The sequence below is a fragment of the Anaerococcus vaginalis ATCC 51170 genome (assembly GCF_000163295.1).
In the GTDB taxonomy this organism is placed as follows: Bacteria; Bacillota; Clostridia; order Tissierellales; family Peptoniphilaceae; genus Anaerococcus; species Anaerococcus vaginalis.
Window position 1 is genome coordinate 1,778,954 of the sequence record NZ_GG700527.1, and the last position, 25,302, is coordinate 1,804,255.

30 protein-coding genes are annotated in these 25,302 nt (G+C 29.6%); 23 read left to right on the top strand and 7 right to left on the bottom strand.

Annotation, left to right across the window (positions count from 1 at the left end):
* Window positions 1-205: 205 nt before the first annotated feature.
* Together HMPREF0078_RS08285 and HMPREF0078_RS08290 are read right to left on the bottom strand one after the other, a co-directional pair.
* Window positions 206-949 (bottom strand): SDR family NAD(P)-dependent oxidoreductase, encoded by a 744-nt coding sequence (locus HMPREF0078_RS08285; RefSeq protein WP_039920671.1) that lies wholly within the window; start codon window positions 947-949, stop codon window positions 206-208.
* Entirely contained in the window at window positions 949-2,391 is a 1,443-nt protein-coding gene (locus HMPREF0078_RS08290; protein ID WP_004839735.1) for a nicotinate phosphoribosyltransferase, read from the bottom strand. The genes HMPREF0078_RS08285 and HMPREF0078_RS08290 overlap by 1 nt, the downstream gene beginning before the upstream one ends.
* Window positions 2,392-2,503: 112 nt before the next feature.
* On the opposite strand from HMPREF0078_RS08290, the gene HMPREF0078_RS08295 reads away from it, so the two are divergent.
* Genes HMPREF0078_RS08295 through sdaAA form a run of 3 tightly spaced genes read left to right on the top strand, consistent with a single transcriptional unit; the run spans window position 2,504 to window position 4,692 of the window.
* On the top strand, window positions 2,504-3,151 hold the full coding sequence (locus HMPREF0078_RS08295; protein WP_004839736.1) for an HAD family hydrolase: 648 nt from the start codon (window positions 2,504-2,506) through the stop codon (window positions 3,149-3,151).
* Complete coding sequence (gene sdaAB / locus HMPREF0078_RS08300; RefSeq protein WP_004839738.1) at window positions 3,151-3,807, top strand: L-serine ammonia-lyase, iron-sulfur-dependent subunit beta; 657 nt, start codon at window positions 3,151-3,153, stop codon at window positions 3,805-3,807. The genes HMPREF0078_RS08295 and sdaAB overlap by 1 nt, the downstream gene beginning before the upstream one ends.
* 3 nt (window positions 3,808-3,810) lie before the next feature.
* On the top strand, window positions 3,811-4,692 hold the full coding sequence (gene sdaAA, locus HMPREF0078_RS08305) for an L-serine ammonia-lyase, iron-sulfur-dependent, subunit alpha (RefSeq protein WP_004839739.1): 882 nt from the start codon (window positions 3,811-3,813) through the stop codon (window positions 4,690-4,692).
* Between the two features lie 62 nt (window positions 4,693-4,754).
* On the opposite strand, the gene HMPREF0078_RS08310 is transcribed toward sdaAA, so the two are convergent.
* Window positions 4,755-5,129, bottom strand: coding sequence for an SdpI family protein (locus HMPREF0078_RS08310; protein ID WP_039920674.1), 375 nt, complete (start codon window positions 5,127-5,129; stop codon window positions 4,755-4,757).
* A 145-nt stretch (window positions 5,130-5,274) separates the two neighbouring features.
* Between HMPREF0078_RS08310 and HMPREF0078_RS08315 the strand changes: the two genes are divergently transcribed.
* The 10 genes from HMPREF0078_RS08315 to HMPREF0078_RS08360 all read left to right on the top strand — a co-directional run bounded on the left by HMPREF0078_RS08315 (window position 5,275) and on the right by HMPREF0078_RS08360 (window position 13,230).
* A complete protein-coding gene (locus HMPREF0078_RS08315; RefSeq protein WP_004839743.1) occupies window positions 5,275-6,432 on the top strand; it encodes a glycosyltransferase in 1,158 nt (385 codons plus the stop codon).
* A complete protein-coding gene (locus HMPREF0078_RS08320) occupies window positions 6,413-7,420 on the top strand; it encodes a glycosyltransferase family 4 protein (protein ID WP_004839744.1) in 1,008 nt (335 codons plus the stop codon). Before HMPREF0078_RS08315 ends, HMPREF0078_RS08320 begins: the two co-directional genes overlap by 20 nt.
* Window positions 7,417-8,109: a hypothetical protein gene (locus tag HMPREF0078_RS08325; RefSeq protein WP_004839746.1), complete on the top strand. Its 693-nt coding sequence runs from the start codon at window positions 7,417-7,419 to the stop codon at window positions 8,107-8,109. Before HMPREF0078_RS08320 ends, HMPREF0078_RS08325 begins: the two co-directional genes overlap by 4 nt.
* A gap of 255 nt (window positions 8,110-8,364) precedes the next feature.
* Entirely contained in the window at window positions 8,365-8,721 is a 357-nt protein-coding gene (locus HMPREF0078_RS08330; RefSeq protein WP_004839748.1) for a DUF2089 domain-containing protein, read from the top strand.
* Window positions 8,714-9,622: an SHOCT-like domain-containing protein gene (locus HMPREF0078_RS08335; RefSeq protein ID WP_004839749.1), complete on the top strand. Its 909-nt coding sequence runs from the start codon at window positions 8,714-8,716 to the stop codon at window positions 9,620-9,622. Before HMPREF0078_RS08330 ends, HMPREF0078_RS08335 begins: the two co-directional genes overlap by 8 nt.
* Before the next feature lie 495 nt (window positions 9,623-10,117).
* The gene (locus HMPREF0078_RS08340) at window positions 10,118-10,384 is read left to right on the top strand and encodes a hypothetical protein (RefSeq protein ID WP_004839750.1); all 267 of its coding nucleotides are present in this window, start codon (window positions 10,118-10,120) and stop codon (window positions 10,382-10,384) included.
* The gene (locus HMPREF0078_RS08345; RefSeq protein ID WP_004839752.1) at window positions 10,385-10,744 is read left to right on the top strand and encodes a GntR family transcriptional regulator; all 360 of its coding nucleotides are present in this window, start codon (window positions 10,385-10,387) and stop codon (window positions 10,742-10,744) included.
* Window positions 10,744-11,433 carry an ABC transporter ATP-binding protein gene (locus HMPREF0078_RS08350; RefSeq protein ID WP_004839754.1) on the top strand — a complete coding sequence of 230 codons (690 nt, stop codon included), beginning with the start codon at window positions 10,744-10,746 and terminating at the stop codon, window positions 11,431-11,433. Before HMPREF0078_RS08345 ends, HMPREF0078_RS08350 begins: the two co-directional genes overlap by 1 nt.
* Entirely contained in the window at window positions 11,426-12,238 is an 813-nt protein-coding gene (locus HMPREF0078_RS08355; RefSeq protein WP_004839755.1) for a hypothetical protein, read from the top strand. The genes HMPREF0078_RS08350 and HMPREF0078_RS08355 overlap by 8 nt, the downstream gene beginning before the upstream one ends.
* 65 nt (window positions 12,239-12,303) lie before the next feature.
* On the top strand, window positions 12,304-13,230 hold the full coding sequence (locus HMPREF0078_RS08360; protein WP_004839757.1) for a type I phosphomannose isomerase catalytic subunit: 927 nt from the start codon (window positions 12,304-12,306) through the stop codon (window positions 13,228-13,230).
* Window positions 13,231-13,267: 37 nt separating this feature from the next.
* On the opposite strand, the gene HMPREF0078_RS08365 is transcribed toward HMPREF0078_RS08360, so the two are convergent.
* Complete coding sequence (locus HMPREF0078_RS08365) at window positions 13,268-13,816, bottom strand: energy-coupled thiamine transporter ThiT (RefSeq protein WP_004839760.1); 549 nt, start codon at window positions 13,814-13,816, stop codon at window positions 13,268-13,270.
* A 153-nt stretch (window positions 13,817-13,969) separates the two neighbouring features.
* Between HMPREF0078_RS08365 and HMPREF0078_RS08370 the strand changes: the two genes are divergently transcribed.
* The 9 genes from HMPREF0078_RS08370 to HMPREF0078_RS08410 all read left to right on the top strand — a co-directional run bounded on the left by HMPREF0078_RS08370 (window position 13,970) and on the right by HMPREF0078_RS08410 (window position 21,671).
* On the top strand, window positions 13,970-14,911 hold the full coding sequence (locus tag HMPREF0078_RS08370) for a diacylglycerol/lipid kinase family protein (protein WP_004839761.1): 942 nt from the start codon (window positions 13,970-13,972) through the stop codon (window positions 14,909-14,911).
* An 81-nt stretch (window positions 14,912-14,992) separates the two neighbouring features.
* Entirely contained in the window at window positions 14,993-15,472 is a 480-nt protein-coding gene (locus HMPREF0078_RS08375) for a CarD family transcriptional regulator (protein WP_004839762.1), read from the top strand.
* 17 nt (window positions 15,473-15,489) lie between these two features.
* The gene (locus HMPREF0078_RS08380) at window positions 15,490-16,590 is read left to right on the top strand and encodes a PIN/TRAM domain-containing protein (RefSeq protein ID WP_039920676.1); all 1,101 of its coding nucleotides are present in this window, start codon (window positions 15,490-15,492) and stop codon (window positions 16,588-16,590) included.
* 1 nt (window position 16,591) lies between these two features.
* Entirely contained in the window at window positions 16,592-17,281 is a 690-nt protein-coding gene (gene ispD / locus HMPREF0078_RS08385) for a 2-C-methyl-D-erythritol 4-phosphate cytidylyltransferase (protein ID WP_004839767.1), read from the top strand.
* 1 nt (window position 17,282) lies between these two features.
* Window positions 17,283-17,759, top strand: a complete 477-nt coding sequence (gene ispF / locus HMPREF0078_RS08390) for a 2-C-methyl-D-erythritol 2,4-cyclodiphosphate synthase (protein WP_004839769.1) — start codon at window positions 17,283-17,285, stop codon at window positions 17,757-17,759.
* Window positions 17,760-17,816: 57 nt separating this feature from the next.
* Window positions 17,817-18,986 (top strand): methionine adenosyltransferase, encoded by a 1,170-nt coding sequence (gene metK, locus HMPREF0078_RS08395; RefSeq protein ID WP_004839771.1) that lies wholly within the window; start codon window positions 17,817-17,819, stop codon window positions 18,984-18,986.
* A gap of 8 nt (window positions 18,987-18,994) precedes the next feature.
* Window positions 18,995-20,044, top strand: a complete 1,050-nt coding sequence (gene mreB / locus HMPREF0078_RS08400; protein WP_019118962.1) for a rod shape-determining protein — start codon at window positions 18,995-18,997, stop codon at window positions 20,042-20,044.
* Window positions 20,044-20,733, top strand: a complete 690-nt coding sequence (gene gpmA / locus HMPREF0078_RS08405; RefSeq protein WP_004839773.1) for a 2,3-diphosphoglycerate-dependent phosphoglycerate mutase — start codon at window positions 20,044-20,046, stop codon at window positions 20,731-20,733. The genes mreB and gpmA overlap by 1 nt, the downstream gene beginning before the upstream one ends.
* Before the next feature lie 74 nt (window positions 20,734-20,807).
* Window positions 20,808-21,671, top strand: a complete 864-nt coding sequence (locus HMPREF0078_RS08410; RefSeq protein WP_004839774.1) for a DegV family protein — start codon at window positions 20,808-20,810, stop codon at window positions 21,669-21,671.
* Between the two features lie 46 nt (window positions 21,672-21,717).
* On the opposite strand, the gene HMPREF0078_RS09395 is transcribed toward HMPREF0078_RS08410, so the two are convergent.
* On the bottom strand, window positions 21,718-22,080 hold the full coding sequence (locus tag HMPREF0078_RS09395) for a transposase (protein WP_409359711.1): 363 nt from the start codon (window positions 22,078-22,080) through the stop codon (window positions 21,718-21,720).
* 201 nt (window positions 22,081-22,281) lie between these two features.
* Window positions 22,282-22,566 (bottom strand): transposase, encoded by a 285-nt coding sequence (locus HMPREF0078_RS09400; protein ID WP_004839781.1) that lies wholly within the window; start codon window positions 22,564-22,566, stop codon window positions 22,282-22,284.
* Between the two features lie 156 nt (window positions 22,567-22,722).
* On the opposite strand from HMPREF0078_RS09400, the gene HMPREF0078_RS08420 reads away from it, so the two are divergent.
* Window positions 22,723-24,087 carry a DUF438 domain-containing protein gene (locus HMPREF0078_RS08420; protein WP_004839784.1) on the top strand — a complete coding sequence of 455 codons (1,365 nt, stop codon included), beginning with the start codon at window positions 22,723-22,725 and terminating at the stop codon, window positions 24,085-24,087.
* Window positions 24,088-24,345: 258 nt separating this feature from the next.
* Here the strand turns inward: HMPREF0078_RS08420 and HMPREF0078_RS08425 are convergent, their stop codons facing one another.
* On the bottom strand, window positions 24,346-25,302 hold the full coding sequence (locus tag HMPREF0078_RS08425) for a bile acid:sodium symporter family protein (RefSeq protein ID WP_004839785.1): 957 nt from the start codon (window positions 25,300-25,302) through the stop codon (window positions 24,346-24,348).

Consider the following 25,302-nt stretch of genomic DNA (forward strand, 5'->3'; position numbering starts at 1 on the left):
GGACTTCAAAAATTGTTGATTTCTAAATTCCAAAATTCTAAAAACGCAAACTCGCTAACGCTCAAACAGTGCGTTTTTTTGACGAATTTTAAAATTTGAAATCAAATCAATTTTTTCCGTATGATATTCTTAGCATGAGGTTTTGTATACTTTATCAACAGTCTGAGAAGGCACACTTGCCTTCTTTTTAATTTAAAATAAAAAATTAATACATAGAAAGTTTTTTCTCAATCCACATTATAAAAGAATGGGGGAAAATTTTTGAAATTATTAATAAAATTTTTGCACTTGGGTGGGTGGTTATTAGGTCTTTTTTGCCCATTTTTTTTACGGCTTTTTCTACCATTTTTTCTAGATTTTCATTTCCTAAATTTTTTATTCCACCCGAATTATTGTTTGATTTTTTTAAAAATTCTGTTTCGACCCTGTTTGGGCATAAAACTGAAATTTTTATATCTTTAAACTCTCTCCTTACAGCTCTTGAAAATGACAGAACATAAGACTTACTTGCAGCATAAAGGGCAAATTTTGCCTGTGGAATAAAGGCTGCTGATGAGGCAATATTTAAAATTATTCCGTCTTTTTGGAAAAAATCTAGAGAAAATTTCGTCATTGCTGTGAGAGCTTTTATATTTAAGTCCAAAGTTTTCATATCATCATCAAAACTTGTGTTTTTAAAATAATCATTTTCTCCCATGCCTGCAGAATTTATCAAAAGTCCTATTTTTTTGTTTGAAATTTCTAATTCTTTTTTTAAAGTTTCAAAAGATTTTTTCTCACACAAATCAAGGGCAAAAATCCTTGCCCTTGTTTGTAATTTTTCTGATAAATCTTGAAGTTTTTCAAATCTTCTTCCTATTAGCCAAATTTCTTCATAATTTTTTTTGTCAATTTGCCTTGCAAATTCATATCCTATGCCTGAACTTGCTCCAGTAATTATGGCTATCATTATTTGCTCATAGCCTTCATTATTAGGTTTTGTTTTAAATTCCACAAATCATGAGAAAGGTCGACGTAATAATTGTGAGGTTGGTCAAATCTTTTTACCTCATCCCACAAGGATTTCACTTCGGACTTGCAGTATTCGTTTATTTCTTCAATTTTTGGAGATTCATAAACTTTTTTGCCGTTTGCAAAAATTGGAATTTGCATTTTTCGAATTTCATAATTTTCCATTCTTTTCATCTTCCAAGTAAAGTGTGGATCAAAAATTACAAGTGGTTTAGTTTCATCGACTTTTTCTTCTTTTAAAGTTATATAATCAGCTTCTGCCTTACCAGTTTTTTTGTCGTATAATCTGTAAACTTCTTTAAGCCCTGGTGTTGTAATTTTTTCTACATTTTCTGATACTTTTATTTTTGCGAGTTTACCTTTTTCATCTTCAACTTGAACGAGTTTATAAACTCCACCAAAAACTGGATCGGATTTTGCAGTGATTAATCTTTCGCCGATTCCAAATGAATCAATTTCTGCGCCTTGTTGGAGAAGGGATTCTATTTTGTATTCGTCAAGCGAATTGCTTGCAACAATTTTTGCATCCTTGTAGCCATTTTCGTCTAAAATTTTTCTGCATTCTTTTGAAAGATAGGCAATATCTCCTGAATCAATCCTAACTCCTCCAGAAATTCCCAAAGGATCTAAAACTTCCTTGAAAACTTTCATAGCATTTGGCAAACCTTGTTTTAAAACATCGTAGGTGTCAATTAATAAAATGCAGTTATCTGGATATAATTTTGCATAAGCCAAAAATGACTCATATTCTGAATCGAAGGATTGAACCCAAGAGTGGGCCATAGTTCCTCCAGCAGGATAAGCATACATTTGACTTGAAAGAGTGTTTGATGTGATTGGAGCGCCGGCTATAAAGGCAGACCTTGCGCCTTTTACAGAAGCGTCAGGCCCTTGAGCACGTCTTGCTCCAAATTCCATCACAGTTCTTCCCTTTGCAGCTCTTACAATTCTATTTGTTTTTGTAGCAACAAGGGAGCCGTAATTTAAAGACAAAAGCAAATAAGTTTCTAAAATTTGTGCTTCAATTATTGGAGCTCTTACAGTTACAATCGGTTCAGATGGAAACATTGCTGATCCTTCTGGAAATGCCCAAATATCTCCTGTGAATTTAAAATTTTTCAAATAAGTTAAAAATTCTTCCGAAAATTTTGTATTTTTTCTAAAGTATTCAATATCTTCTTCATCAAAATGAATATTTTCTACATAATCAATAATATCATCTAAGCCAGAAAAAATTGAAAATCCTCCGCCGTCAGGATTTTTTCTGTAAAATGCATCAAAAACTGCAATCGTATCTTTCATTCCACTTTCAAAATATCCATAAGCCATAGTAAATTCATAAAAATCACTTAGCATAGATAAATTTCTTCTTGTTTGCATATTTTCCTTCCTTATTATTTTTTCGTTTCACATATTGTTTTTATTATACCACTAATGAGTGGTATAGTAATAATAGTTTGGCACAAATTGGCAAACAAAAGGAGATACATAAATGTATATTTTTGATATAGATGGAACACTTTTAAATACGATTGATTCTATTTCATATAATATAAACCAAACTTTAAAAAATTTTTCTTTAAGTCAAGTACCGAAAGAAAAAATTGAGGAGTTTGTAGGAAATGGTCCAAAAGTTTTGATTGAAAAAACTCTTGATTATATTGGCTTTGAAAAATCTGAAAAAAGAGAAAAAATTTTAAACTCTTATAACAAAAGATATGATGATAATCCAACCTATCTTACAAAGCCTTATGATGGAATCGTAGAAGAGCTTGAAAAAATAAAAAAAATGGGCGAAATTTTGGTTGCTTTTTCTAACAAGCCAGATTCCACTTGCAAAAAAGTTATAGGAGAAATTTTTGGAGAAGGCTATTTTGATTTTATTTTAGGATATAGAGAAGATATAAAAAGAAAACCGTCTCCTGAGGGTATGTATATAATAAAAGAAAGATTTGGAGTCGACTATTCGGATATTTTTTATTTTGGAGACAGCGAAGTCGACATGGAGTGTGGAAAAAATGCTGGAGTATTTACTGTAGGATGTGCTTGGGGCTTTAGAGAAAGAAAAATTTTGGAAAATTTAAAGCCAAATCTTATAATAGATAGTCCAAAAGAAATTTCAAAAATAAGGAGAGTATAATGGCAAATTTATCAGTATTTGATATTATTGGACCTGTAATGATTGGCCCATCATCATCCCATACTGCGGGAGCAAACAGAATTGCAAAAATCGCAAGAGATTTGGGCGGAGAAGGATTTACAAAAGTTGATTTTTATTTACACGGATCATTTGAAAAAACTTACCAAGGTCACGGAACAGATAGGGCTTTGGTTGGAGGAGTTTTGGGTTTCGGACCAGAAGATGAAAGATTAAGAGACTCATTTAAAATAGCAGATGACGCAGGAATTACTTATAATTTTATTCCACAAGATATGGGAGAAGTTCATCCAAACACAGTAAAAATTGTTCTTCACTACCCAGACGGCCATGAATTTAAATTGAGAGGCTCATCAATTGGTGGCGGAAATATTATGATAAATCAAATAATGGACAATGAAGTAGAATATAATGGAAAAAATCCTACAATTATTTGTACTTATCCTGAACAAAAAGGAATGATAGCTTTCATTTCAAATGTTTTGTTTGACCACAATTATAATATAAAAAATATGAAAACTATAAACAAGGGCAACACAATTATGCTAATTGTAGAATTAGATCAAGATTTGGAAGAAGAAGTTTACAAAGAAATTGAAGCTGGTAAGAATTTTGAATTTATAAAATATTTGGGGTAATTTATGAAAACAACAATGGAATATATTAAAAATAGAATAAAAGAAGAAAACAAGGAAGTTTGGGAGATTGCGCTTGAAGATGAAATGGAGCTAACAGGAAAATCAAAAGAAGAAGTTTTTGAATTATTACAAAAATCTCTTGATGTTATGAAAGAATCTTCACAAAAAGCTCTTGATAAAAAATTAATGTCAATGACAAAAATGACTGGTGGAAATGCAAAATCAATGAACAATTATTTTCTATCAGAAGATACAATAATGGGAGATTTGCCAACAAAGGCAATGGCAATGGCTTTTTCAACATCAGAAGTAAACGCATCAATGGGAAAAATTGTAGCAAGTCCAACAGCAGGATCTGCAGGAATTGTTCCAGCAAGTTTAATGGCGATGCGTGAAAAATATGGATATTCTGATGAAGAGTTGATCAAAGCAATTCTCGTTGCAACAGAATTTGGACAAATTATTGCTGACAATGCAACTTTTGCGGGAGCTGAGGGCGGATGCCAAGCTGAGTGTGGATCTGCAGCAGCTATGTGTGCAGCAGCAATTTGTTATTTAAGAGGTTGTGACATTGACGTGATGGAAGATGCAGCATCAATTGCACTTTTATCAATCATGGGGCTTGTTTGTGATCCAATAGGAGGAATGGTAGAATTTCCTTGCAATATTAGAAATGCATCAGGAGTTATAAACGCACTTTCAGCAGCTGATATGGCAATTGCTGGAGTAAAAGTTTTGGTAACATTTGACGAAACAGTAGACGCCTTAAAAGAAGTTGGAGATGCCCTTCCTGCAAGCCTAAGAGAAACAGGCGAAGGCGGAGTTGCAGCTTGCCCATCAGCTATAAGATTAAAAAGAAAATATATAGACAAAGAAGAAGACTAAAATTTTTAAATAAAAATCTCAAAGAAAAAATAAAGCTATTTTACAAAAAAAGTAAAATAGCTTTATTTTTTATCATCTTCATCATCTTTTTCATCTTTTAAATTAAATTTTTTTCTCATGTGGTGTCTTAAAATTGTAAGTAAAAGGATAAAATATAGGATTGTAAAAACAATTAGAAGGATTACGCATATATTTCTTTTTATTTTGAAATACAAAATTATTGGATAAATTATGCCAAATAAAATTATTCCAAGAATTATAGAAAGATTTCCTGCAAAATTATTTCCGTATTCCCAACATTCTTTATTGTAACAAACTTCCCAAATGTGAAAGCCAACTCTCATTTTTGGATAGTCTGTGTGAAATTTTTTGAAAAATATTCCTACATAAATTGAAAAGAATAATAAAAGCACATCGCCAACTATTAAATTTCCCAAATTATCACCCTTTCTTTGAATTATTACTAGATAAAATATACCCCAATTGATATAAATTGAAAAATATTTACTTTTTGCATACAATATTAATAGACTTTGTAAGTTTATAATGAAGAAATGTTAAGTTAGTTAAAGAGGTGATTCGATGAAAATTTTAATTACATCTGATTGGTACCATCCCGTCGTCAATGGTGTAGTAAGATCAATTTTAAATTTAAAATCCTATCTGGAAGATAGGGGATTTGACGTAAAAGTTTTAACCCTCTCAAATTCAACTGAAAGTTATAAAAAAGGAAATGTTTATTATATAGGAAGTCTTGGTGCAGGGAAAATTTATCCAGAGGCAAGGATTTCTGCAACTTTAAGAAATAAATTTATTAAGGAAATAAAAGATTGGAAACCAGATATTGTCCATTCACAATGCGAATTTTCTACTTTTATGATGGCGACAAAAATTGCCAAAAAAACATCTTGTCCCTTAGTTCACACCTATCATACAATTTATGAAGACTACACTCATTATTTTTCTCCATCAAAAAAGGTGGGCAAAAAAATGATTTCGGTTTTTTCAAAAGCAATTGCCGATAGGGTTGAAATGATTATTGTTCCAAGTGAAAAAACTAGAGAAATTTTAAAATCTTATGATATTGAGGATGAGAAAATAAAAATAATTCCTACTGGCATAGAAATGCCAGAAAAATTGGAAGATAAAAATAAAATTAGAGATTATTATGGATTTGATGCAAGCGATAAAATAATTCTTTATTTGGGTAGGCTTGCCGAAGAAAAAAATATTGAGGAATTAATTGATTATTACGGAAGGCTTGATATAGAAAAATTAAAATTTATTCTTGTAGGAGGCGGACCTTATTTAAAAGATTTGAAATCTTATGCAAAAAATATTGAGAAAAAAATATATTTTGCGGGTATGGTTAAGCCTTTTGAAGTTAATAATTATTATAGAATGGCAGATGCTTTTGTTTCTGCAAGTAAGTCCGAAACTCAAGGACTTACTTATTATGAGGCGATGAGCAATGCTACTCCTGCGATTTGTAGAAAAGATTACTGCCTTGATAAGGTAATAATTGATGATTTTAATGGCTACCAATATGAAAATTTTTCTGATTTTAAAAAATATTTGGAAATGATTTTTCTTGATAAAGAAAAAAAGGATAAACTTTCTAGAAACGCAAGAAAATATGCTTTGGAAAATTTTTCTATAGATTCTTTTGGCGAAAATTGCGAAAGATTATATAAAGAAGCAATCAAAAAAGGTAGGACACATGAAAATTCTTATTTATAATGAAGATTATCAAACTGTAAAAGAATCTGGCGTTGGAAAAGCAATAGACCATCAAAAAAAGGCTTTGGATTTGGTTGGAGTTTCATATACCTTAAATCCAGATGACGATTATGATATTTGCCACATAAATACAGTTTTTCCAAAGTCTGCTTTTTTTGCAAATAAGGCGAGAAAATCTGGCAAAAAAGTTGTCTATCATGGACATTCCACCAAGGAAGATTTTAAAAATTCTTTTATCCTATCAAATGAACTTGCACCATTTTTCAAAAAATGGCTTATACATTGCTACAAAAAAGGAGATTTGATTTTAACACCAACAAAATACTCCAAAAATATTCTAGAATCTTATGATATTGGCAAAGAAATTAAAGTAGTATCAAACGGAGTCGACCTAGATTTTTGGAAGAAAAAAGAAAATGACAGGGAAAATTTTTATCAAAGATATAAGCTTGATAAAAATAAAAAATCAATCATTTCAGTTGGTCTATTTATAGAAAGAAAAGGGATTCTGGATTTCGTAGATCTTGCAAAAAAACTTCCCCAATACGAATTTGTGTGGTTTGGAGAATTGAAATTGAGCTTAGTTCCAGAAAAAATCAAAAAAGCTGTCAAAACAGATTTGAAAAATTTGCATTTTCCAGGCTACGTTAGCCAAGAATTATTGCGAGAAGCCTACTCAGGCTCAGACCTTTATATATTTCCAACATTTGAAGAAACCGAAGGAATAGTTTTGCTAGAGGCCCTTGCAACAAAAGCCGACACAATAATTAGAGATATAGAAATTTATAAAAATCTCAAAGACGGAAAAGAAATTTATAAAGCGAAAGACAAAAAAGAATTTTACAAAAAAATAAAATTGATTTTGGAAAGAAAATATCCTTCACTAAAAGAAGAAGGATATAAGCTCGCCCAAGAAAAATCCATAGAAAATATAGGCTTGAAACTAAAAAAATATTACCAAGACCTATTAGAAAGAGAAGAAAAATGAGAAGTGTAATAAAATTTATAGGCTATGCCCTTTTGATTATTTTACTACCAAGTTTTGTCATGCTATTTGTGACAAGCCTTGATACAAGTAATTTTATGTTAATTTTTTTAGGACAAATTTTAGTTTTTCTAATATTATTAAGTTTTTATTTTCTAATTAGAAAAAATACAAAAAAATACGAAGATAAAACGAAAAAAGAAATCGAAAACGAAAAAAATATAGAAAAATTAAAAAAATTAAGAAATGAAAAAATTTCATACAAATCAAAAGCAAATATAACAAAACAAATAATAGACATCTCCTATTCAAAAGAAGAATGCGAAAACCTTAAAAAATTCACATCAACCTATGACGATATGATTTTTTATTATTCAGCCCTTATAAAAAATGAGAGAGATGATAGAAAAAAATACAAGCAAAAAAGAGATAATTTTATAAAAAGATACAAAAATAGACATTTTATTTTCCCAGATTACAAAGAAAATTTAAAAACTTCAATAAAATGGATAGGAGTATTTTTGATTTTTTCCCTAATTTCATATTTAAATCCATTCAAATTCATAAAAAATCAAGAAATTTATGGGATAGTAGTATTATTAAATTTCACTTTCAATCTAGCACTTGTAGTAAATACAATTATTTGGATCCTAAGAAGCTTGAAAAGTTACTGGGCAAAAAATTTACTTTAAAGCATGATAAATTATAAATAAGAGAAATGGTAACTTGTTTATCAGTTATAGTTTTATATTTTTTTAATAGTTTGAGACAAAAGTTTTATCTTTTGTCTTTTTTTTTGAAAATTTTGAAAATTAATTTTCGAAGTGATTTAATTAAAACGAAATATTAAATTAATTAATATATGATATTAAAATATTAAAAAAATTAAAAACAAACTTTACAAAAATTAAAATGGTGGTATACTTATTTTATAAAGGAGGCGGGGTTTGATTAATAAATGTCCTAATTGTGGTGGTGACTTGGTTATCACTTCTTATAAATGTAATTCATGTTTTACTGAAGTTAGTGGAGAATTTGAGATGGGTAAGTTTCAAAGACTTGATATTGAGGATTTGGAATTTATTGAGCTTTTTTTGCAAAAGCGTGGCAGTATAAAAGATGTTGGAGAGAGTTTGGGAATTTCTTACCCGACTGTTAGAAATAGAATTGACAAGATTGTAAAAAAACTTGGTGGAAAAATAAATAAACAAGAATCTAGAATAGATATTTTGAATATGGTCAACAGCGGAGAGATTACTCCTGACCAAGCAAGTGAACTTTTAAAGGAGCTTAAAGATGAATGAAGAAAAGAAAATGATTTTAGATATGTTAAAAGAAGGAAAAATTACAGTTGAACAAGCTAGCGATCTTTTGGAGGCGGTTGGCAAAGACAAGTCTAAAAATAATGAGGAAAGTTTTGTTGATAAATTATCAACTTCTTTTGAAAAAATTATGAAAAAGACAAGTGAAACTATTTCAAATTTTGATTTTGATATTGATCTTGATAGTGTAAATATTCCTAATATTTACCACATAAATTCTCAAAAAACTGAAAATCAAACAAAAATCGATGATGATGTTAATGCTATTGAAATTGATCTTATAAATGGTTCTTTGGATATTGAAAGAGCTCAAGAAAATCATATTATGGTTGATGAGAAAGTTTATTTCAAAAACAAAGAAGACCAAGTAAATGATTATTTAAATATTGAAGTTGTTGAGGACAAATTAATTGTAAGTGTAAATGAAAATTATAAGTCTTTGGATGCAAGTGCGAATGTAAAATTATATTTGGGCAAAAATATTTATGATAGTCTTGATATAAATATTGTAAATGGATCAGTTTATCTTTCAAATATTTCTGGAGAAAATGCAAATGTTGATCTTGTAAATGGTTCTATAAGAATTGATGGCTTAAATATGAAAAAAGTTGATCTTTCATCAAAAGCTGGTTCAATTAAAATTTTTAAAATCGTTGATGCAAAAGAAGTTAATATAGGAACACAATTTGGATCAGTTGTAATTGATACAAATGAATTTAATAAAAATATAAAAGCTTTGATTAAATCATCATCTTATTCAATTGCGGATAAATTTAAAAATAAATTGCAAACAAAAGATGGCTACCAAGTTTCAACTAATCCAGAGGAATCAGATTTAGATTTGGATATAAAATCAGCTTTTGGTAGAGTAAGCATTAGATAAAATAGAAAATAAAACAAAAAGGTCTTAGGAGAAATCCTAGGGCCTTTTTTGTTTGGAGATTTTGAAAAATAGGTTTTAAAATCACTTATTTAGTTTAGTATATTTGTTTAAAAAATTTAGCCTTGTTAGGCTAAAAATTTTTGAGGCAATTACCAACAAATATTTGCAAAAGAAAAAATGAAATTATTAGAAAAGAGCGTAAATTTTGAGGGATTATTTTCAAATTTTCTTTCAATTTAGATATTAAATTATATTTATTAGGAAATGTAAAAATTTTTGTAAAATTTGAGTAAATATTTGAAGAATTTTCAAAAAAAAAACAAAATCAAATTTTAAAAAATAAGTGGTAAAAGCTTTTAAATTAGGCGTTTAGCGTATTTTATTTTTTAATTTTAAAAATTTAAAAAAAGACTTTACAAAAATAAAAATCGGGGATATAATATTATTGTATTAAGAGAGCGATACAATAATACAAAAATACAAAAAGGAAAGTGAATGAATATTTTAAAAATAATTTTGCCTATGGGGCTTTTGGGTTTTTTGTTTGTATTTATTATAAAAAAACTTGAAAAAAGCGAAAAAATTAAAGGCAAAAATCAAAATTACAAAAACAAGCAAAATTATTTGGCAGAAGGCATGACTATCGGAATGAGTTTTGGTATAATTTTTGGTTCTTTGTACGATAATATTGGAACTTTTCTTCCGATTGGAATGTTGATTGGTTTGGTTGTTGGGCAAGCGATAGAAAAAAAGGAGGAATAAATGGAATTTGATAATGATAGACCCATTTATCTTCAAATTTTAGAAGATTTTAAGTCGAAAATTTCAAGTGGCGTGTGGAAAGCTGGCGAAAAAATTGATTCTGTTAGAAATCTTGCCAAGGATTATGAAGTAAATCCAAATACTGTCCAAAGAGCTTTGTCTGAGCTTGAACGCGATGGGCTTTGCAAAAGCCAAAGGACAGCTGGGAGATTTGTAACGGATGATGGGGATTTGATAAAATCTTTGTCAAAAAATGCTTTTGAAATAATTTGCGAAGATTTTATTAACAATGCAAAAAATTTAAAAATTTCAAAAGAAGATGCTCTTGATGGTCTTGATAAATTTTGGGAGGTGGACTAATGTTAGAGATTAAAAATTTATCTATTGCATACAAAAATAAACTTGTTTTAGATAAGCTAAATTTATATTTTAAAAAAGGAGAAATTGTTGGGCTTTTGGGACCTAATGGATCGGGAAAAACAACTTTGCTTAGAATTCTTGCAGGTCTTGAAAAAAATTATAAGGGCGAGGTTAAAATTGGTGGAGAAAATCCAGACTATCTTACAAAATCATTTGTATCCTACCAACCAGACCATCTTCCTTTGGACAAATCATATAATTTGATTCAAATTTCAAATTTATATGACGAATTTTTTGAAGATTTTTCAAAAGAAAAATTTGAAAAAATAATTAGAGATTTTAAACTTGATATGAAAATGAAAATAAAAAATATGTCAAAGGGTATGAAAGACAAGGTGCAAATTGCTCTTTCTCTTTCAAGAAAATCGGATTTATATCTTTTGGATGAGCCAATGAGTGGAATTGATCCTGCAAGTAGGAGAAAAATTATGGATGTAATAATTGATAATTTTGATTCAGAAGGTCTTATGATTATTTCAACTCATTTGATTAGTCAAATCGAAAGACTTTTGGATAAGGTTGTATTTATTTCTGATGGAAAAATTATTTTGGAAGAAAATATTGATGATTTGAGACAAAATCACAAGATGGGAGTTGAAGAATACTTTGAGGAGGTTTTCAATGGCTAAATTATTAAAACACCAATTAAAAGAAAATATTAGGGACATAATTCCTTGGATGGTAATTCCTTTAATTTTGTCACTTGTATTAAATTATATAAATTTATATTTTGACTCAGCGTTTTTGGATTTTATCACAGTTATTTCAATGCTAGTTATGTATTCATCCTTTGCAATTTCTATGATAATTGTAATTTTAAATGATTACAAAAAATTTTATGGCGAAGAGGCTGCCTTTTATGATGTCCTCCCAGTAAAATCAAAAGATATAACAACATCAAGAATTCTAAATATAATGATTCTTGCTATACTTGCAGGTTTAATATTTTTGATAGAATTTTTTGGATTTTTAGTTATTTCGACAGGACAAGATGGAATAGGAATAAAAGAATTGTTTGACCAAATAAAAAGCTTTTTTGATCAATTTCCATCAAAAACATTAATAATGGGGATAATAACACTGATATTTTCCTTGCTTGCAACTTTTACAAGAATTTTGGCATCAATCAGCATTGGTTCAAGCAAAACTTTCAAAGATATGGGAAAATTTGGACCTGTTTTAGTTTTTATTATAATAACAATAATAGTTTCAGTTTTAGGGCTAACCTTTGGTCTTAAATTTTTTGAAACTTTTGCAATAAATGTATCAGAAAGCTCAACTCAAACACAAAGCGGATTTTATTTAAGCAAAATAGAAACTATAGAAGAATTAACAAGAGTAATGGGGTTCGGTACTATTTTAAACATAGTAGTATCATCTGTACAAATTTATCTTACAAACTTCTTTCACAAAAACAAACTAACAGTAGCATAAAGAAAGGCTCAAGGTTTATCCTTGGGCTTTATTTTTTTCTTAGTATAATAAAAAAGAGGTGACTTATGGAAAAAATATTATTTTTAGAAGGAAAATTTGTAGAAAAAATTTGGGGAGGAGATAGGCTTAAAAAAGAATTTCTTTACCAATTCGAATCAAAAAATATTGGAGAATATTGGGCGATTTCTGCTATGAAAGATTTCCCATCAAAAATTTTAAATGGAAAATATAAGGGTGAAAATTTAGATTTTTTATATCAAAACCACAAAGAAATTTTTGGAAATGAAAAAAAAGAAAAATTTCCCCTATTGATAAAACTAATAGATGCAAACGATGACTTATCAATCCAAGTCCATCCAGATGATGAAATGGCAAAAAATGAAAATTCCTACGGCAAAAGTGAGTGTTGGTATATTTTAAATGAAAATCCGGCAAAAATAATCTATGGCTTAAAAACAAAAAACAAAAAAGAAGCCATTGACCTAATAGATAAGGAAAAATGGGAAGATTTATTAAAAGAAGAAAATTCAAAAAAAGGAGATTTTTTTAAAGTGCCAGCCGGCATGGTTCATGCCATAAAAAAAGATTCCTTGATTTTGGAAATCCAACAAGCGTCAGATATAACTTACAGACTTTATGATTACAATAGGAAAGATAAAAATGGAAACAAAAGAGCTTTGCACCTAGAAAAATCAAAAAAAGCCTTAAAGTGCCTAGACACAGAAAAAATCCACGAAAATTTAGAAAAAAATATAGAAATTTTGTATGATAATGAGTATTTTACAGTAAAAAAAATAAATGTAGAAAAAGAAATTTCGTTTGAAAGAAAAGAGCCATATATTTTAGAAAGCATAATAAAGGGATGTGGGGAAATTATAATAGATGATGAAACATATCCAATAAAAAAAGGAGATTTTTTTATAATAACAAATTATGCCAAATCCTATTCTTTTAAAGGAAATCTAGAAATCGTAGAATCATCTTCAAAATAAAAGACCATCGGAAGATGGTCTTTTTGAATTCTTATTTTTAATTTTGTTTATCTAGAAATTTTTTTACCCTATCAAAAATAAGCAAAAATACAATTATTAAAATCAAAGCATCAGCTGCTAAGAAAGAATAATTATATGCAAAAGCGTATAGGGTAAAGTTATTAAAGCCGGCTGCTTTTGCTGTTGCCATATCGTTAAAGAATATAAAAGCACTAATCACATTAAAAGCTCCACTTACTAAATATGAAATTATTATTGATGGAATGTATGAATATTTGCTTTTATTTTTGCTAAATGATATACCTGCAAGGGCAATTGCTGAAAATGAAAGAATATAATCAAGAATTGCTTGGGCAGGATGAATTACATATCCTCCAAAAACCATATTCAACAATCCCAAAACTGCTGCAGCCAAAAGTCCTTTTTTAGCTCCCCATCTTATTGCAAAAATTATAATTGGAAGTCTTGATGCAAGAGTTACTGAACCTCCTAAAGGCATTTTAAACAAAACTACAAAAGAAAGTACAAAAGAAAGGGCGATTGACACTCCTCCTTCGACTATAAATCTTGTATTATTTTTCTCCATATTTTACTCCTTTTTTTCTGTTATATTTTATATAATAACAATTTTAAGTATATCATGTTAGTTGATAAATTGGAATTAAAATTAGCTAATACTTTAAAACTTAGCAAATGTAAGTAAAATATAAATATATTATTTACAAATTTGAGGGATAAAATGAAAAAGTTATTATATATATATAATCCGATGAGCGGGCAAAGAACTATAGGAAATTATTTAAGCTCAATTGTTGAATATTTTAGCAAAAATTCTTATTTTCCGACAGTTTATGCAACGCAAAGAGCGGATGATGCGAGAGAAAAAGTAAAGGAATTTGCCAAAGAATATGATGAGATTTTGGTAAGCGGTGGTGATGGAACCTTGGATGAAGTTGTTTCTGGTGTTTTAAAAGCTGATGCAAATTCTATAATTGGATACATTCCAACAGGTTCAACAAATGATTTTTCAAGGTCATTAAAAATTCCTTCTGACATAAAAAAATCTAGCAAATATGCTATAAAAGGCGAAGTTATGGATGTGGATGTTGGAAAATTTAATTCTAAATTTTTTACCTACGTTGCAGCCTTTGGTTCAATCGCCCAAGTTTCTTACGAAACTGACCAATCAATGAAAAATATTTTTGGAAGATTTGCTTATATTTTGGAGGGAGTAAAAACTGTTTCAAATTTAAAATCTTACAAGGCAAAAATAAAAATTGATGAAGAAGTTTTTGAAGGAGAATTTATTCATTTTATGGCAACAAATTCTGTTTCGGTTGGAGGCTTTAATAATTTTTACAATAAAAATATTGGACTTGATGATGGAATTTTTGAAGCTGTTTTAATTAAAAAACCAAAGGGATTAATAGAACTAAATCAAATTATCGATGGGCTTAGGAGCAAAAAAGAAAATGATAATGTGATTTTTAGGTCTGGTTCTGTTTTTAAAGTTGAAAGTGACGAAAAAATTGATTGGACTTTAGATGGCGATTTTGGAGGCTCTTATAAAAAAAGTGAAGTAAAAGTTTTAAACAGAGCTGTAAAAATGAGAACGGGCTTTTCAAAAGATAGCAAGGAGTTGATTTCGAATAGGAAAAAAAGTATTGACAAAAGAATATAGTGGTAGTATACTGTAAAATTATTTGATTTTACTATTTTGCCAAAAAAGGTTATAATAAAAGAGAGAACCTAGGAGGTCAAAATGTTTAAAATCGGTGATAAAATAGTTTATCCTATGCATGGAGCTGGGATAATTGATTCTGTAGAAACCAAAGAGTTTTTAGGCGAGGAAAAAGAATATTTTATACTCAAAATGCCTATAGGTAACATGGATATATCAATTCCAAAAGCAAATATCAACAAAATGAATATTAGAGATGTTATATCCAAAAAAGAAGGAGAAGAAATACTTGCAATTCTTGAACAAGATCCTAAAGATTTAAATTCTAATTGGAATCTAAGATATAGAGAAAATCAAGAAATTTTAAAAACTGGAGATATTTTCAAAATTGCAAATATGGTAAGAGACCTTGTTGCCTTAGACGATGATAAGGGGCTTTCAACAACTGAGAAAAAACTTTTAAATAGGGCAAGAAGAATTATGGCTAGCGAATTAGTTATGTCAGGCTCTCTAGAAAAAGATGATGCTGAAAAAATGATTGATGAATCAATCGGATTATAAAAAATTAGGAGAAGATAATGTTAAATAGAATATTTCGAATTATGTTTTCTGTAATTGGAGCTATTCTAGGCATATCTGTATTAAAATTGGTACTATCTGTTGTGGATTTTACAATAGGTAGTTCTGTTTTTTTCATTGCAGTAAATGTTTTAGTGGCTTTATTATTTGCAGGCATATTTTATTTTCTATCAGGTTTTATTTACAAAATGATGGAAGATGTATTTATGAAGTTAGAAAAATACTTAGAAGATTTACCGCCACTTAGTGTGGCAGTTGGAATAAGCGGGGTAATTGTAGGTTTAATTTTAGCCTTTCTTGCAACCAAACCATTAAGCTCTTTGTCGTTACCAGTAGTTGGTAATTCAATTTTTGTGCTATTATCTATTATTATTTATTTGGGCTTTGGACTTTTGGGTTGGAGAATTGCATCAAAATATCCTGACAAATACCCTCAAACATTCCAAAAAGTAAAAAATGTAAAAATATCAAATAGAAGAGAAAATAAAAAAGAAATTTCAAAGGATACATCCTTAAAATTAATAGACACATCAGTTTTAATTGATGGAAGAATTTTAGATATTATAAAGATTAATTTCATTGAAGGAAAATTAATAATTCCAGAATTTGTCCTAGAAGAACTTCAACACATAGCCGATAGTCCCGACGATTTAAAAAGAGAAAGAGGTAGACGTGGGCTTGACGTTGTAAAAGAAATCAAAAAAAATAAGGATATAAATCTTGAAATAAGTTCAAAAGATTATCCAGAAATAAAAGAAGTAGACTCAAAACTTTTAAAATTTGCCCAAGATACAGGAGCAAAAATTTTTACAAATGACTACAATTTAAACAAGGTTGCAGATGTGCAAGGGATTACAGTTTTAAATATAAATGATTTGGCAAATGCAATGAAAACCAAGGTTTTGCCTGGAGAGATAATGGAAATTGAAGTTATCAAAGAAGGAAAATCTAGAAACCAAGGAGTAGGTTATCTTGAAGATGGAACAATGGTTGTAGTTGAAGATGGAAAAGATTTAATTGGAAAGAAAATAAATACAACAGTAACTAGTGTTTTACAAACATCGGCTGGAAAAATGATATTTGTAAGAGCAAAGGAATAATATGATAGACGGCAAAAAAATTTCAGCGGTAATTACAGCAGCAGGAAATGGACTTAGGATGAAATCCAACAAGGCAAAACCCTACATAGAAATTATGGGCAGAAAAATTCTAGAAATTAGCCTTGATACCATTGTAAAACTTGACCAAATTGACCAAATAATTGTAGTAATTAGAAAAGATGATGAAAATTATTTGAAGGATATTTTAAAAAAATATGACAAGAAAATTTCCTATGTTTTTGGGAAAGAAACAAGAGAACTTTCAACTTATGAAGGCTTAAAAGCTGTAGATAAAAATTCAAAATTGGTCTTAACCCATGATGGGGTAAGACCTTTTGCAAGTAAAGAACTATTTGAAAAAGTGCTAGAAAATTTAAAAGACTATAAGGCTGTAATAAGTGCAGTAAAATCAAAAGATACGGTAAAAATTGTAGATGAAAATTCTTTGGTAAAAACTACACCACTTAGAAAAGAAGTTTACAATGTTCAAACTCCTCAAGCCTTTGATAAGGAAATGATTTTGGATTTTTACGAAAAATATACACAAAGTAATTTTACAATAACAGATGATAGCCAGCTTTTTGAAATTTATAGTGATGAAAAAATAAAAGTAGTTGAAGGCGAATATTCAAATATAAAAATGACTACACCAGAAGATTTGATATTTGCCAAGGCGTTTTTAGAGGATTAGTATGAGAATCGGAATAGGATATGACGTTCACAAATTAGTTTGTAATAGAAAATTAATTTTGGGTGGAGTTGAATTTAAATATGAAAAAGGACTTTTGGGACACTCAGACGCAGATGTTTTGGTTCATGCCATAATGGATGCGATTTTGGGAGCCTTAAATCTTCCAGATATTGGAAATTTATTTCCAGATACTGACGATGAGTACAAAGATATTTACTCAATAAAACTTCTTGATAGGGTTGTAAAATTAATGGAAGAAAAATCCTACAAAATCGGAAATTTAGATACAGTTATAATTTGTGAAATGCCAAAAATTTCTCCTAAAAGAGAAGAAATTCAAAAAAAATTGGCAAAACATTTAAAAACTGATATAGAAAATGTATCAATCAAGGCATCAACTTCAGAAAAATTATCTTTTACAGGACGTGGAGAAGGAATTGAGGCAAGAGCTGTAGTTTTGTTAGAAAAAATTGATTAAAATATAACAAATCGTAATAATTTAAGGTATAATTATCCTTAAAAGAAAGGACTTAATATGAAAAAATTAATTACTTCAGAATCAGTAACAGAAGGACATCCAGATAAAGTCTGCGATCAAATTTCTGATGCGATTTTAGATGAGTGTTTAAAACAAGATAAAAATTCGAGAGTGGCTTGTGAATGTGTAACAACAACTGGTCTTGTCTTGGTTGTTGGAGAAATTTCAACAAATGCTTATGCGCCAATAGAAAATATAGCAAGAGATACAATCAAAGAAATAGGATATGATGATCCAAAATTAGGATTTGATTATCAAAACGTAGCAGTTTTAACTTCTTTGATTGAACAATCTCCTGACATTGCCCAAGGCGTAAATGATTCAATGGATTTTAAATCTACAAATGATAAATACGACAAAATTGGAGCGGGCGATCAAGGAATGGTTTTTGGTTATGCAGATGATGAAACAGAAGAATATCTTCCATTGTCAGTTGTTTATGCACAAAAACTTTCTAAAAGACTTGCTCAAGTTAGAAAAGAAGGAATTCTTGATTATTTAAGACCTGATGGCAAAAGCCAAGTTACAGTAGAATATGATGATGACATATTAAAAAGAGTAGATTCTATAGTAATTTCAACTCAACATTCAGAAGAAGTAAGCCTTGAACAAATCAAAAAAGATGTAATAGAAAAAGTAATCAAAGAAGTTATTGATCCAAAATACATCGACGATGATACAAAATTTTATATAAATCCAACAGGAAAATTTGTAATTGGTGGGCCAAAAGGAGATTCTGGACTTACAGGAAGGAAAATAATCGTTGATTCTTACGGTGGATATTCAAAATCTGGTGGCGGAGCATTTTCTGGAAAAGATGCAACAAAAGTTGACAGATCAGCAGCTTATATGGCAAGATATGCAGCGAAAAATATGGTTGCAGCAGGTCTTTGCAAAAAATGCGAAATTGGTGTAGCTTATGCAATTGGAGTTGCAAAACCTCTATCAATTTATGTAGATAGTTTTGGAACTGGAAAATATGAAGATGAAAAACTTACAGAAATTGTAAAAGAAGTTTTTGATTTTAGACCTCAAGCAATCATTGATAAATTAGATTTACAAAGACCAATTTTCAAAAAAACCGCAGCTTACGGACACTTTGGAAGAAATGATGAAGATTTTACTTGGGAAAAATTAGACCAAGTTGATAAATTAAAAAATAAATAGGAGAGGCCATGTCAAGGTTAAGAAAAAGTGTGGCAATAGATTTGGGAACAGCCTCAGTCCTTGTTTACGTTGAAGATAAGGGGATTTGCTTAGAAGAACCTTCAGTTATAGCAAAAGATACACTCACAGGAAAAATTCTTTCAGTTGGAAAAGATGCAAAAAAAATTTTGGGAAGAACTCCTGGAAATGTAATTGCATTAAAGCCTTTAAAAGACGGAGTAATTGCAGATTTTAACGCAACAGAAGAAATGCTTAAATATTTTTTGAAAAAATCCTTGAATAAATCTTTATTTAAACCTGATTTATTGATTTGTGTTCCAAGCAAGGCAACTCAAATTGAAAAAAGAGCAGTTCTTCAAGCAGCAGAAAATGCAGGAGCTCATAGAGTTTATTTGATAGACGAACCTCTCGCAGCAGCGATTGGTGCAGATATAGATATAACAGATGAAAAAGGAAATATGGTTATAGATATTGGAGGAGGAACTTCAGACATTGCAGTAGTTTCTATGGGACAAATCGTAACAAGCGATTCTATAGAAATTTCTGGAGATACTTTCGACAATGATATAAAAGATCATATAAGAAACAGATATAGGATGCTTATTGGCGAATCAAGTGCAGAAATGATAAAAATAAAAGCTCAAGAGGCAGATTATACAGATTCAATTGAAGTTGTAGGACGACTTATAGAAGATGGACTTCCATCAAGAATCTATCTTCCAGTTGGAGAAATCTATTCTTGCTTACTACCATCAATTGATAAAATAATAAATGGAGTAAAAAATGTATTAGAGCAAACACCTCCAGAATTAGCTGCAGATTTGTATGAAAGAGGTATATTTTTAACAGGTGGCGGAGCATTAACCTTGGGACTTGCAAAAAGAATTAATGAAAGACTTCAAATTGATGTAAAAATTGCCCAAGATCCAAGAGAATGTGTAATAAAAGGAACAGCAAACGCCCTAACATGGATTGACAATATCGATGAAGAAAAGAATGAGTCAATGAAAGCCAAGCAAAAACAGCTTGAGAAAAAGGAAAAAATGAGGAGAAGATAATGACAAAAAAATTAGTTTTCGTAAGACATGGACAAAGTGAATGGAATCTTGCCAATAAATTTACAGGTTGGGTAGATGTAAATTTATCAGACAAGGGAGTAGAAGAAGCAAAGGAAGCTGGAAGAAAAATAAAAGATGCAGGAATAAAATTTGATATAGCTTATACATCAATTTTAAAAAGAGCAATAAAAACTTGTAATTTTGCCCTTGAATATTCTGACCAATTGTACGTGCCAGTTGTAAAATCTTGGAGATTAAACGAACGTCACTATGGAGCACTTCAAGGATTAAACAAAAAAGAAACAGCAGAAAAATACGGAGATGAACAAGTTCATATTTGGAGAAGATCATACGATACACTTCCACCAGCTTTAACAGACGAAGAAGCAAATGCACAAGCAAACGAAGATAGATTTAAAGAATATCCAAAAGATATAATACCAGTTGCAGAAAACTTAAAAGTAACACTAGAAAGATGTTTGCCATTTTATATAGACAATATAGCAAAAGACTTAATCGATGGAAAAACAGTTTTAGTAGCAGCACACGGAAATTCATTAAGAGCTATGGCAAAACATTTAGAAAAAATTTCAGACGATGACATAATGGATTTAGAAATTCCAACAGGACAACCATTAGTTTATGAATTAGACGATCAATTAAACGTAGTAAAAAAATATTACTTATAAAAAAAGACATAAGGCCTCAAAACTTTTTGTTTTGAGGCTATTTTTTTGAGAAAAAATAATTAGAAGAGGAAAAAATGGAGAAAATAAAAATAATAGTAGATTCAGGAAACTCGATTAACCTAGAAGAAGCAAAAAAATATAACATAGGCATAGTGCCGTTCAAAATACATTTTGGAGATACAAGTTACACAGACCAAATAGATTTAGAAAGCGAAGAATTTTTTGAAAAATTAAAAAATACAGAAGAAAAAGTTAGCACATCAATACCAGGAGTAGGAGAATTTGTAGAAAATCTAGAAAAATATATAGAAGAAGGATACAATAAAATCCTATGTTTTTCAATATCATCCCATCTTTCAGGTATGAACAATATGATGAATTTAGCAAAAGATCATATAGAAAATAAAAATGTTACAATCGATATAATAGATACAAAAATAGCATCACTTCCCCTATATTTTATAGCAACAAAAGCAGCAAAATCAGCTATAAAAGGAAAAAAATACGAAGAAATTTATAAAAGAGCAATTAAAGATGTAGAAAAAGCAAATATATACGTAAGAGCAGAAAGTCTTGACTACCTTGTAAAAGGAGGTAGATTGCCAAAATCAATAGGAAAAGTTGCAAATCTTATAAATTTCACGCCGATTTTTACAATGAAAGACGGAGAAATAAAAATAGCAAAAAAAGTTATAGGAAGAAAAAAATCATTCCAAGAAATAGCAAAAATCATAAAGAAAAAAATAAAAGATAAAAAAGAATACGGCCTAGCAATAGGCGGCGGAGCAAGCTTTGAAGAAATAAAAATAATAAAAGAATTACTAAAAGAAGAAATAAAAAACGCCAAAATATATAAAGAAATGACAGTGCCACCAGTATTTGGAGTCCATTTAGGACCAAAATCAATACTTTTAAGTGTTGTTGATTATGAAAATTAAAAAGTAAAACAAGCGAAGACATCGCTTCAGAGCGTCGGCAAACCTCCTAATAAAACAGGTTTATCGACACTTTTTTTATATTTATTCTCAAATATATTAATTTTTCAAATAATATAGTAAATTGAGAAAATTTACCTCCATTATCTTCTGATTTATCAAGTAATTTTGCTAGTTTTTTCATATTTAGGCACGCAAAAGTTAGTGCTGCTTTCATACTCATTTTTGCTTTTCCTATCATGTTAGTATATCTAAAGCTATGGTATTGTTTTGCACTTGCGAATAGTCTTTCTATTGTTTCTTTTCTTTGCTTGTATTCAGCTTTTCCTGCTTTAGTTAGTCTATATCTTTCACAATAGTCTATGTATTCTTGCCAGATATGTCTGATTATTACTTTTACCTTGCTTTTAATTTGTTCTTTATTTTTTCTTTCTGATTTTTATGTCTGTTGGCATGTGCTTTTACATGGGTTGAGTCTACAAATTGTATTTTTGCGTCTACGAATCCATAATTCATTGCTTGGTCTAGGATATTTTCGAATATTTGAGTGAATAGGTCTGTATTTTTAAATCTTCTTTCATAGTTTTTACCGGAAGTTGAAAAGTGTGAAACTTTATCGTAGAAGTCCAGTCCTAAGAACCGACGAGGCTAGGTTTACTTCTACTTCTCTTATTGTTTGCCTCATGCTGTTTATGTTGAAGAAGTATTGTAGGATTACAAGTTTTATTAATACTACTAGGTCGTATATGAAGTTGAAGTCTATGTGTTTATCTATTTTTCTTAATATGTGATTTTTTGGAACTAGTTGTTCTACTGATACCATTTGGACTTGTTCAGTATTATTATTTTCGTTTTTATGTAGAATAACTTCCTCCATCTTTAGTATATTTATACCCATAGATAGCTTGATTTAAGCGTTTATTATATAGACAAAGTAGATGAAATTGCGTTTTTCATCTACTTTGTCTACAGTCTGAAGCAAGATACTTCTTGCTTTTTTTATACAAATAATAGACATTATCAATTGAAGAGTATAATAATATTGGAGGATATTATGGCTAAAAAAATTGATATTAATAAGGCGATTTATGATTTGGTTAATCATGATGATAAATTAAAAAAAGATCTTATAGGTCTTGGTTTTAAAAATCTTTCCAATCCTCTTATGCTTAAAACTATGGGCAAAAAAATGTCTATTAGACGCGGGGCAAAGATGGTTGGAATTGATAATGTTGACAAAAAGTTAGAAGATTTGGGTTATGAAATTATTAACTCTTATGATGATTTTGAAGTTAAAAATAGAAGAGAACTCATTAAATCTTATGTAAAAAGATTGTCAGAAGGGGAATATCTTGAAAGTGTTAGAAAGGATTTTGTAAAAAATTTCGAAAATGTTTCATCTTCTGAAATTATGGATGCTGAGGAAGCTCTTCTTGAAGGGGGAGTTGATAGGGCTGATGTTCAAAGGCTTTGTGATGTTCATTCTTCACTTTTTCATGGAAAAACTGAAAGTGAAGATGGAAAGGATTTGAAATTAATAAATATTTCTGGTCATCCTCTTAGGTTTTTCTTTTTGGAAAATGAAAAAATTAAAGAACTTATCGATTTGGGAGAAAATAGCAAAGATTTGGAAGAAATTAAGGATATTTCCAATAATATTACTTCTCATTATAGGAAAAAGGGGGACTTGATATATCCTTTGCTAAAGGAAAATTACAATAAGCCAGGTCCATCTGAAATTATGTGGGGAGTTGATATTGAAATTTCTAAAAATTTCAAAAAAGCTTTCAAAAAATCTGATTTTGATGATGTCAAAAAAGTATTTGAAAGAGCAAGGGAGATGACTTATAAGGAAGAAAATATCTTGTATCCTTTGATGGAAGATGTGATTTCAAATGAAGATTTTTTGGGTCTTTATGAGGATTTGAAAGATTATCCTGATGATATAATCAAAAAAGAAATTTGGGATGATGGAGAAAATATAAATAATGAGAAAGATTCTATGGATGGATATATTAATTTTTCTAAGGGAAAGATGAAAGTTGATGAGCTTGAGGCCCTTCTTGATACTTTGGAAATTGAGATAACTTTTATAGATAAAAATGATATAAATTCTTATTATAATGACATAAAGGGTGAAAAGATTTTTAAAAGAGCAAAAACATCCTTAGGAAGGGAAGTTTATTCATGCCACCCACCACAAGTTGAGCCAATAGTAAGAAGACTTATCAGTGAATTTAAAAAAGGGAGCAAGGATAAATTTCAAATCATAAAAAACATAAAGGGCCACGACCACGCTGTGACCTACTATGCAGTTAGGGATAAGAACGGAAATTATTTAGGAGTTTTGGAAACTGTCCAAGATCTTTCTTTCTACAAATCCTATCTTGATGTTTGGGATAAGGCTAGGATGAAATAGAAAAAATCCTTTTTATTTTAAATCTTAATTATTTAATAAATTAATATAAAAGTGATTTATAGTTTGACAAAGAATTCAAATAATTCCAAACCACTCATGCTCAACAGCAAAGCTAACTATTATTTTTACGGTTACAGAAATGATGAGCTTGAAAAAGTAATAGAAGTTGACATAAGAGGAAACTCTCAAAAATAAGAAATATAAAATAAAGATGAGGACTTCAAAAATCCTCATCTTTTTTGATTAAATATTTAAAATTTACCTTTCCCTAGCAAAGGCAATTTCTTTTACATCTTTTCTTCTGATTGATGCGAAAATTGAACCTGAAATATTGTGCCAGATTGAAAAAATTGCTCCTGGGAGGGTTGCTAGTGGATTTAGGGCAAAATTTGCTGTAGCAAGTTGGATGGCAAGACCAGAATTTTGCATTCCCACTTCGATTGATAGCGCTGTTTGCTTGTCATAATCCATTTTGAATAATTTGGAAACGCCAAGTCCTAATAAAAGTCCTAGGGCATTGTGAATCATTACTATTAATAAAACGATTAGTCCAGATTTTGCAATTTTTTCTGCATTTGCTCCGATTATTCCTGAAATTATTAAAATAATTGCAAGGGATGATATTAATGGGAAAATTGATTTTGATTTTTCCATTTTTTCGGGGCTTAATTTTTTTGCAAAAATTCCCATCAAAACTGGTATTAAAACTACTGTAACAACTGATTTAAACATGGCCAAAATTGAAACTTCAACCCATCTTCCTGCCAAAAGATAAACCAAAAATGGTGTAACAATTGGGGCAAGAAGTGTTGATAAAATTGTCATAGAAACTGACATTGAAACATTTCCTCCAGCTATGTGGGTTATTACATTTGAGGCGGTTCCTCCAGGGCAACAGCCTACAAGAATTATTCCCAAGGCAATATCTTTATTTACATTGAAACCTACTGCCAAAATCCAAGCAAGCAAGGGCATTATTGTAAATTGTGCCAAGGCGCCTATAAAAATATCCCTAGGATTTTTTAATATTTTCTTAAAAGAATCTGAATCTATAGATGTTCCCATTCCAAACATTGCAAGGGCAAGAAAAATGGTGGTGTAATTTGTCATCCAAGAAAAATAATCTGGGACAAAATAGGCTATGACAGAAAAAATTACAATAATTAAACCGATATTTTGAGTTATTTTATCTGAAATTCTTGAAAATTTTTCCAC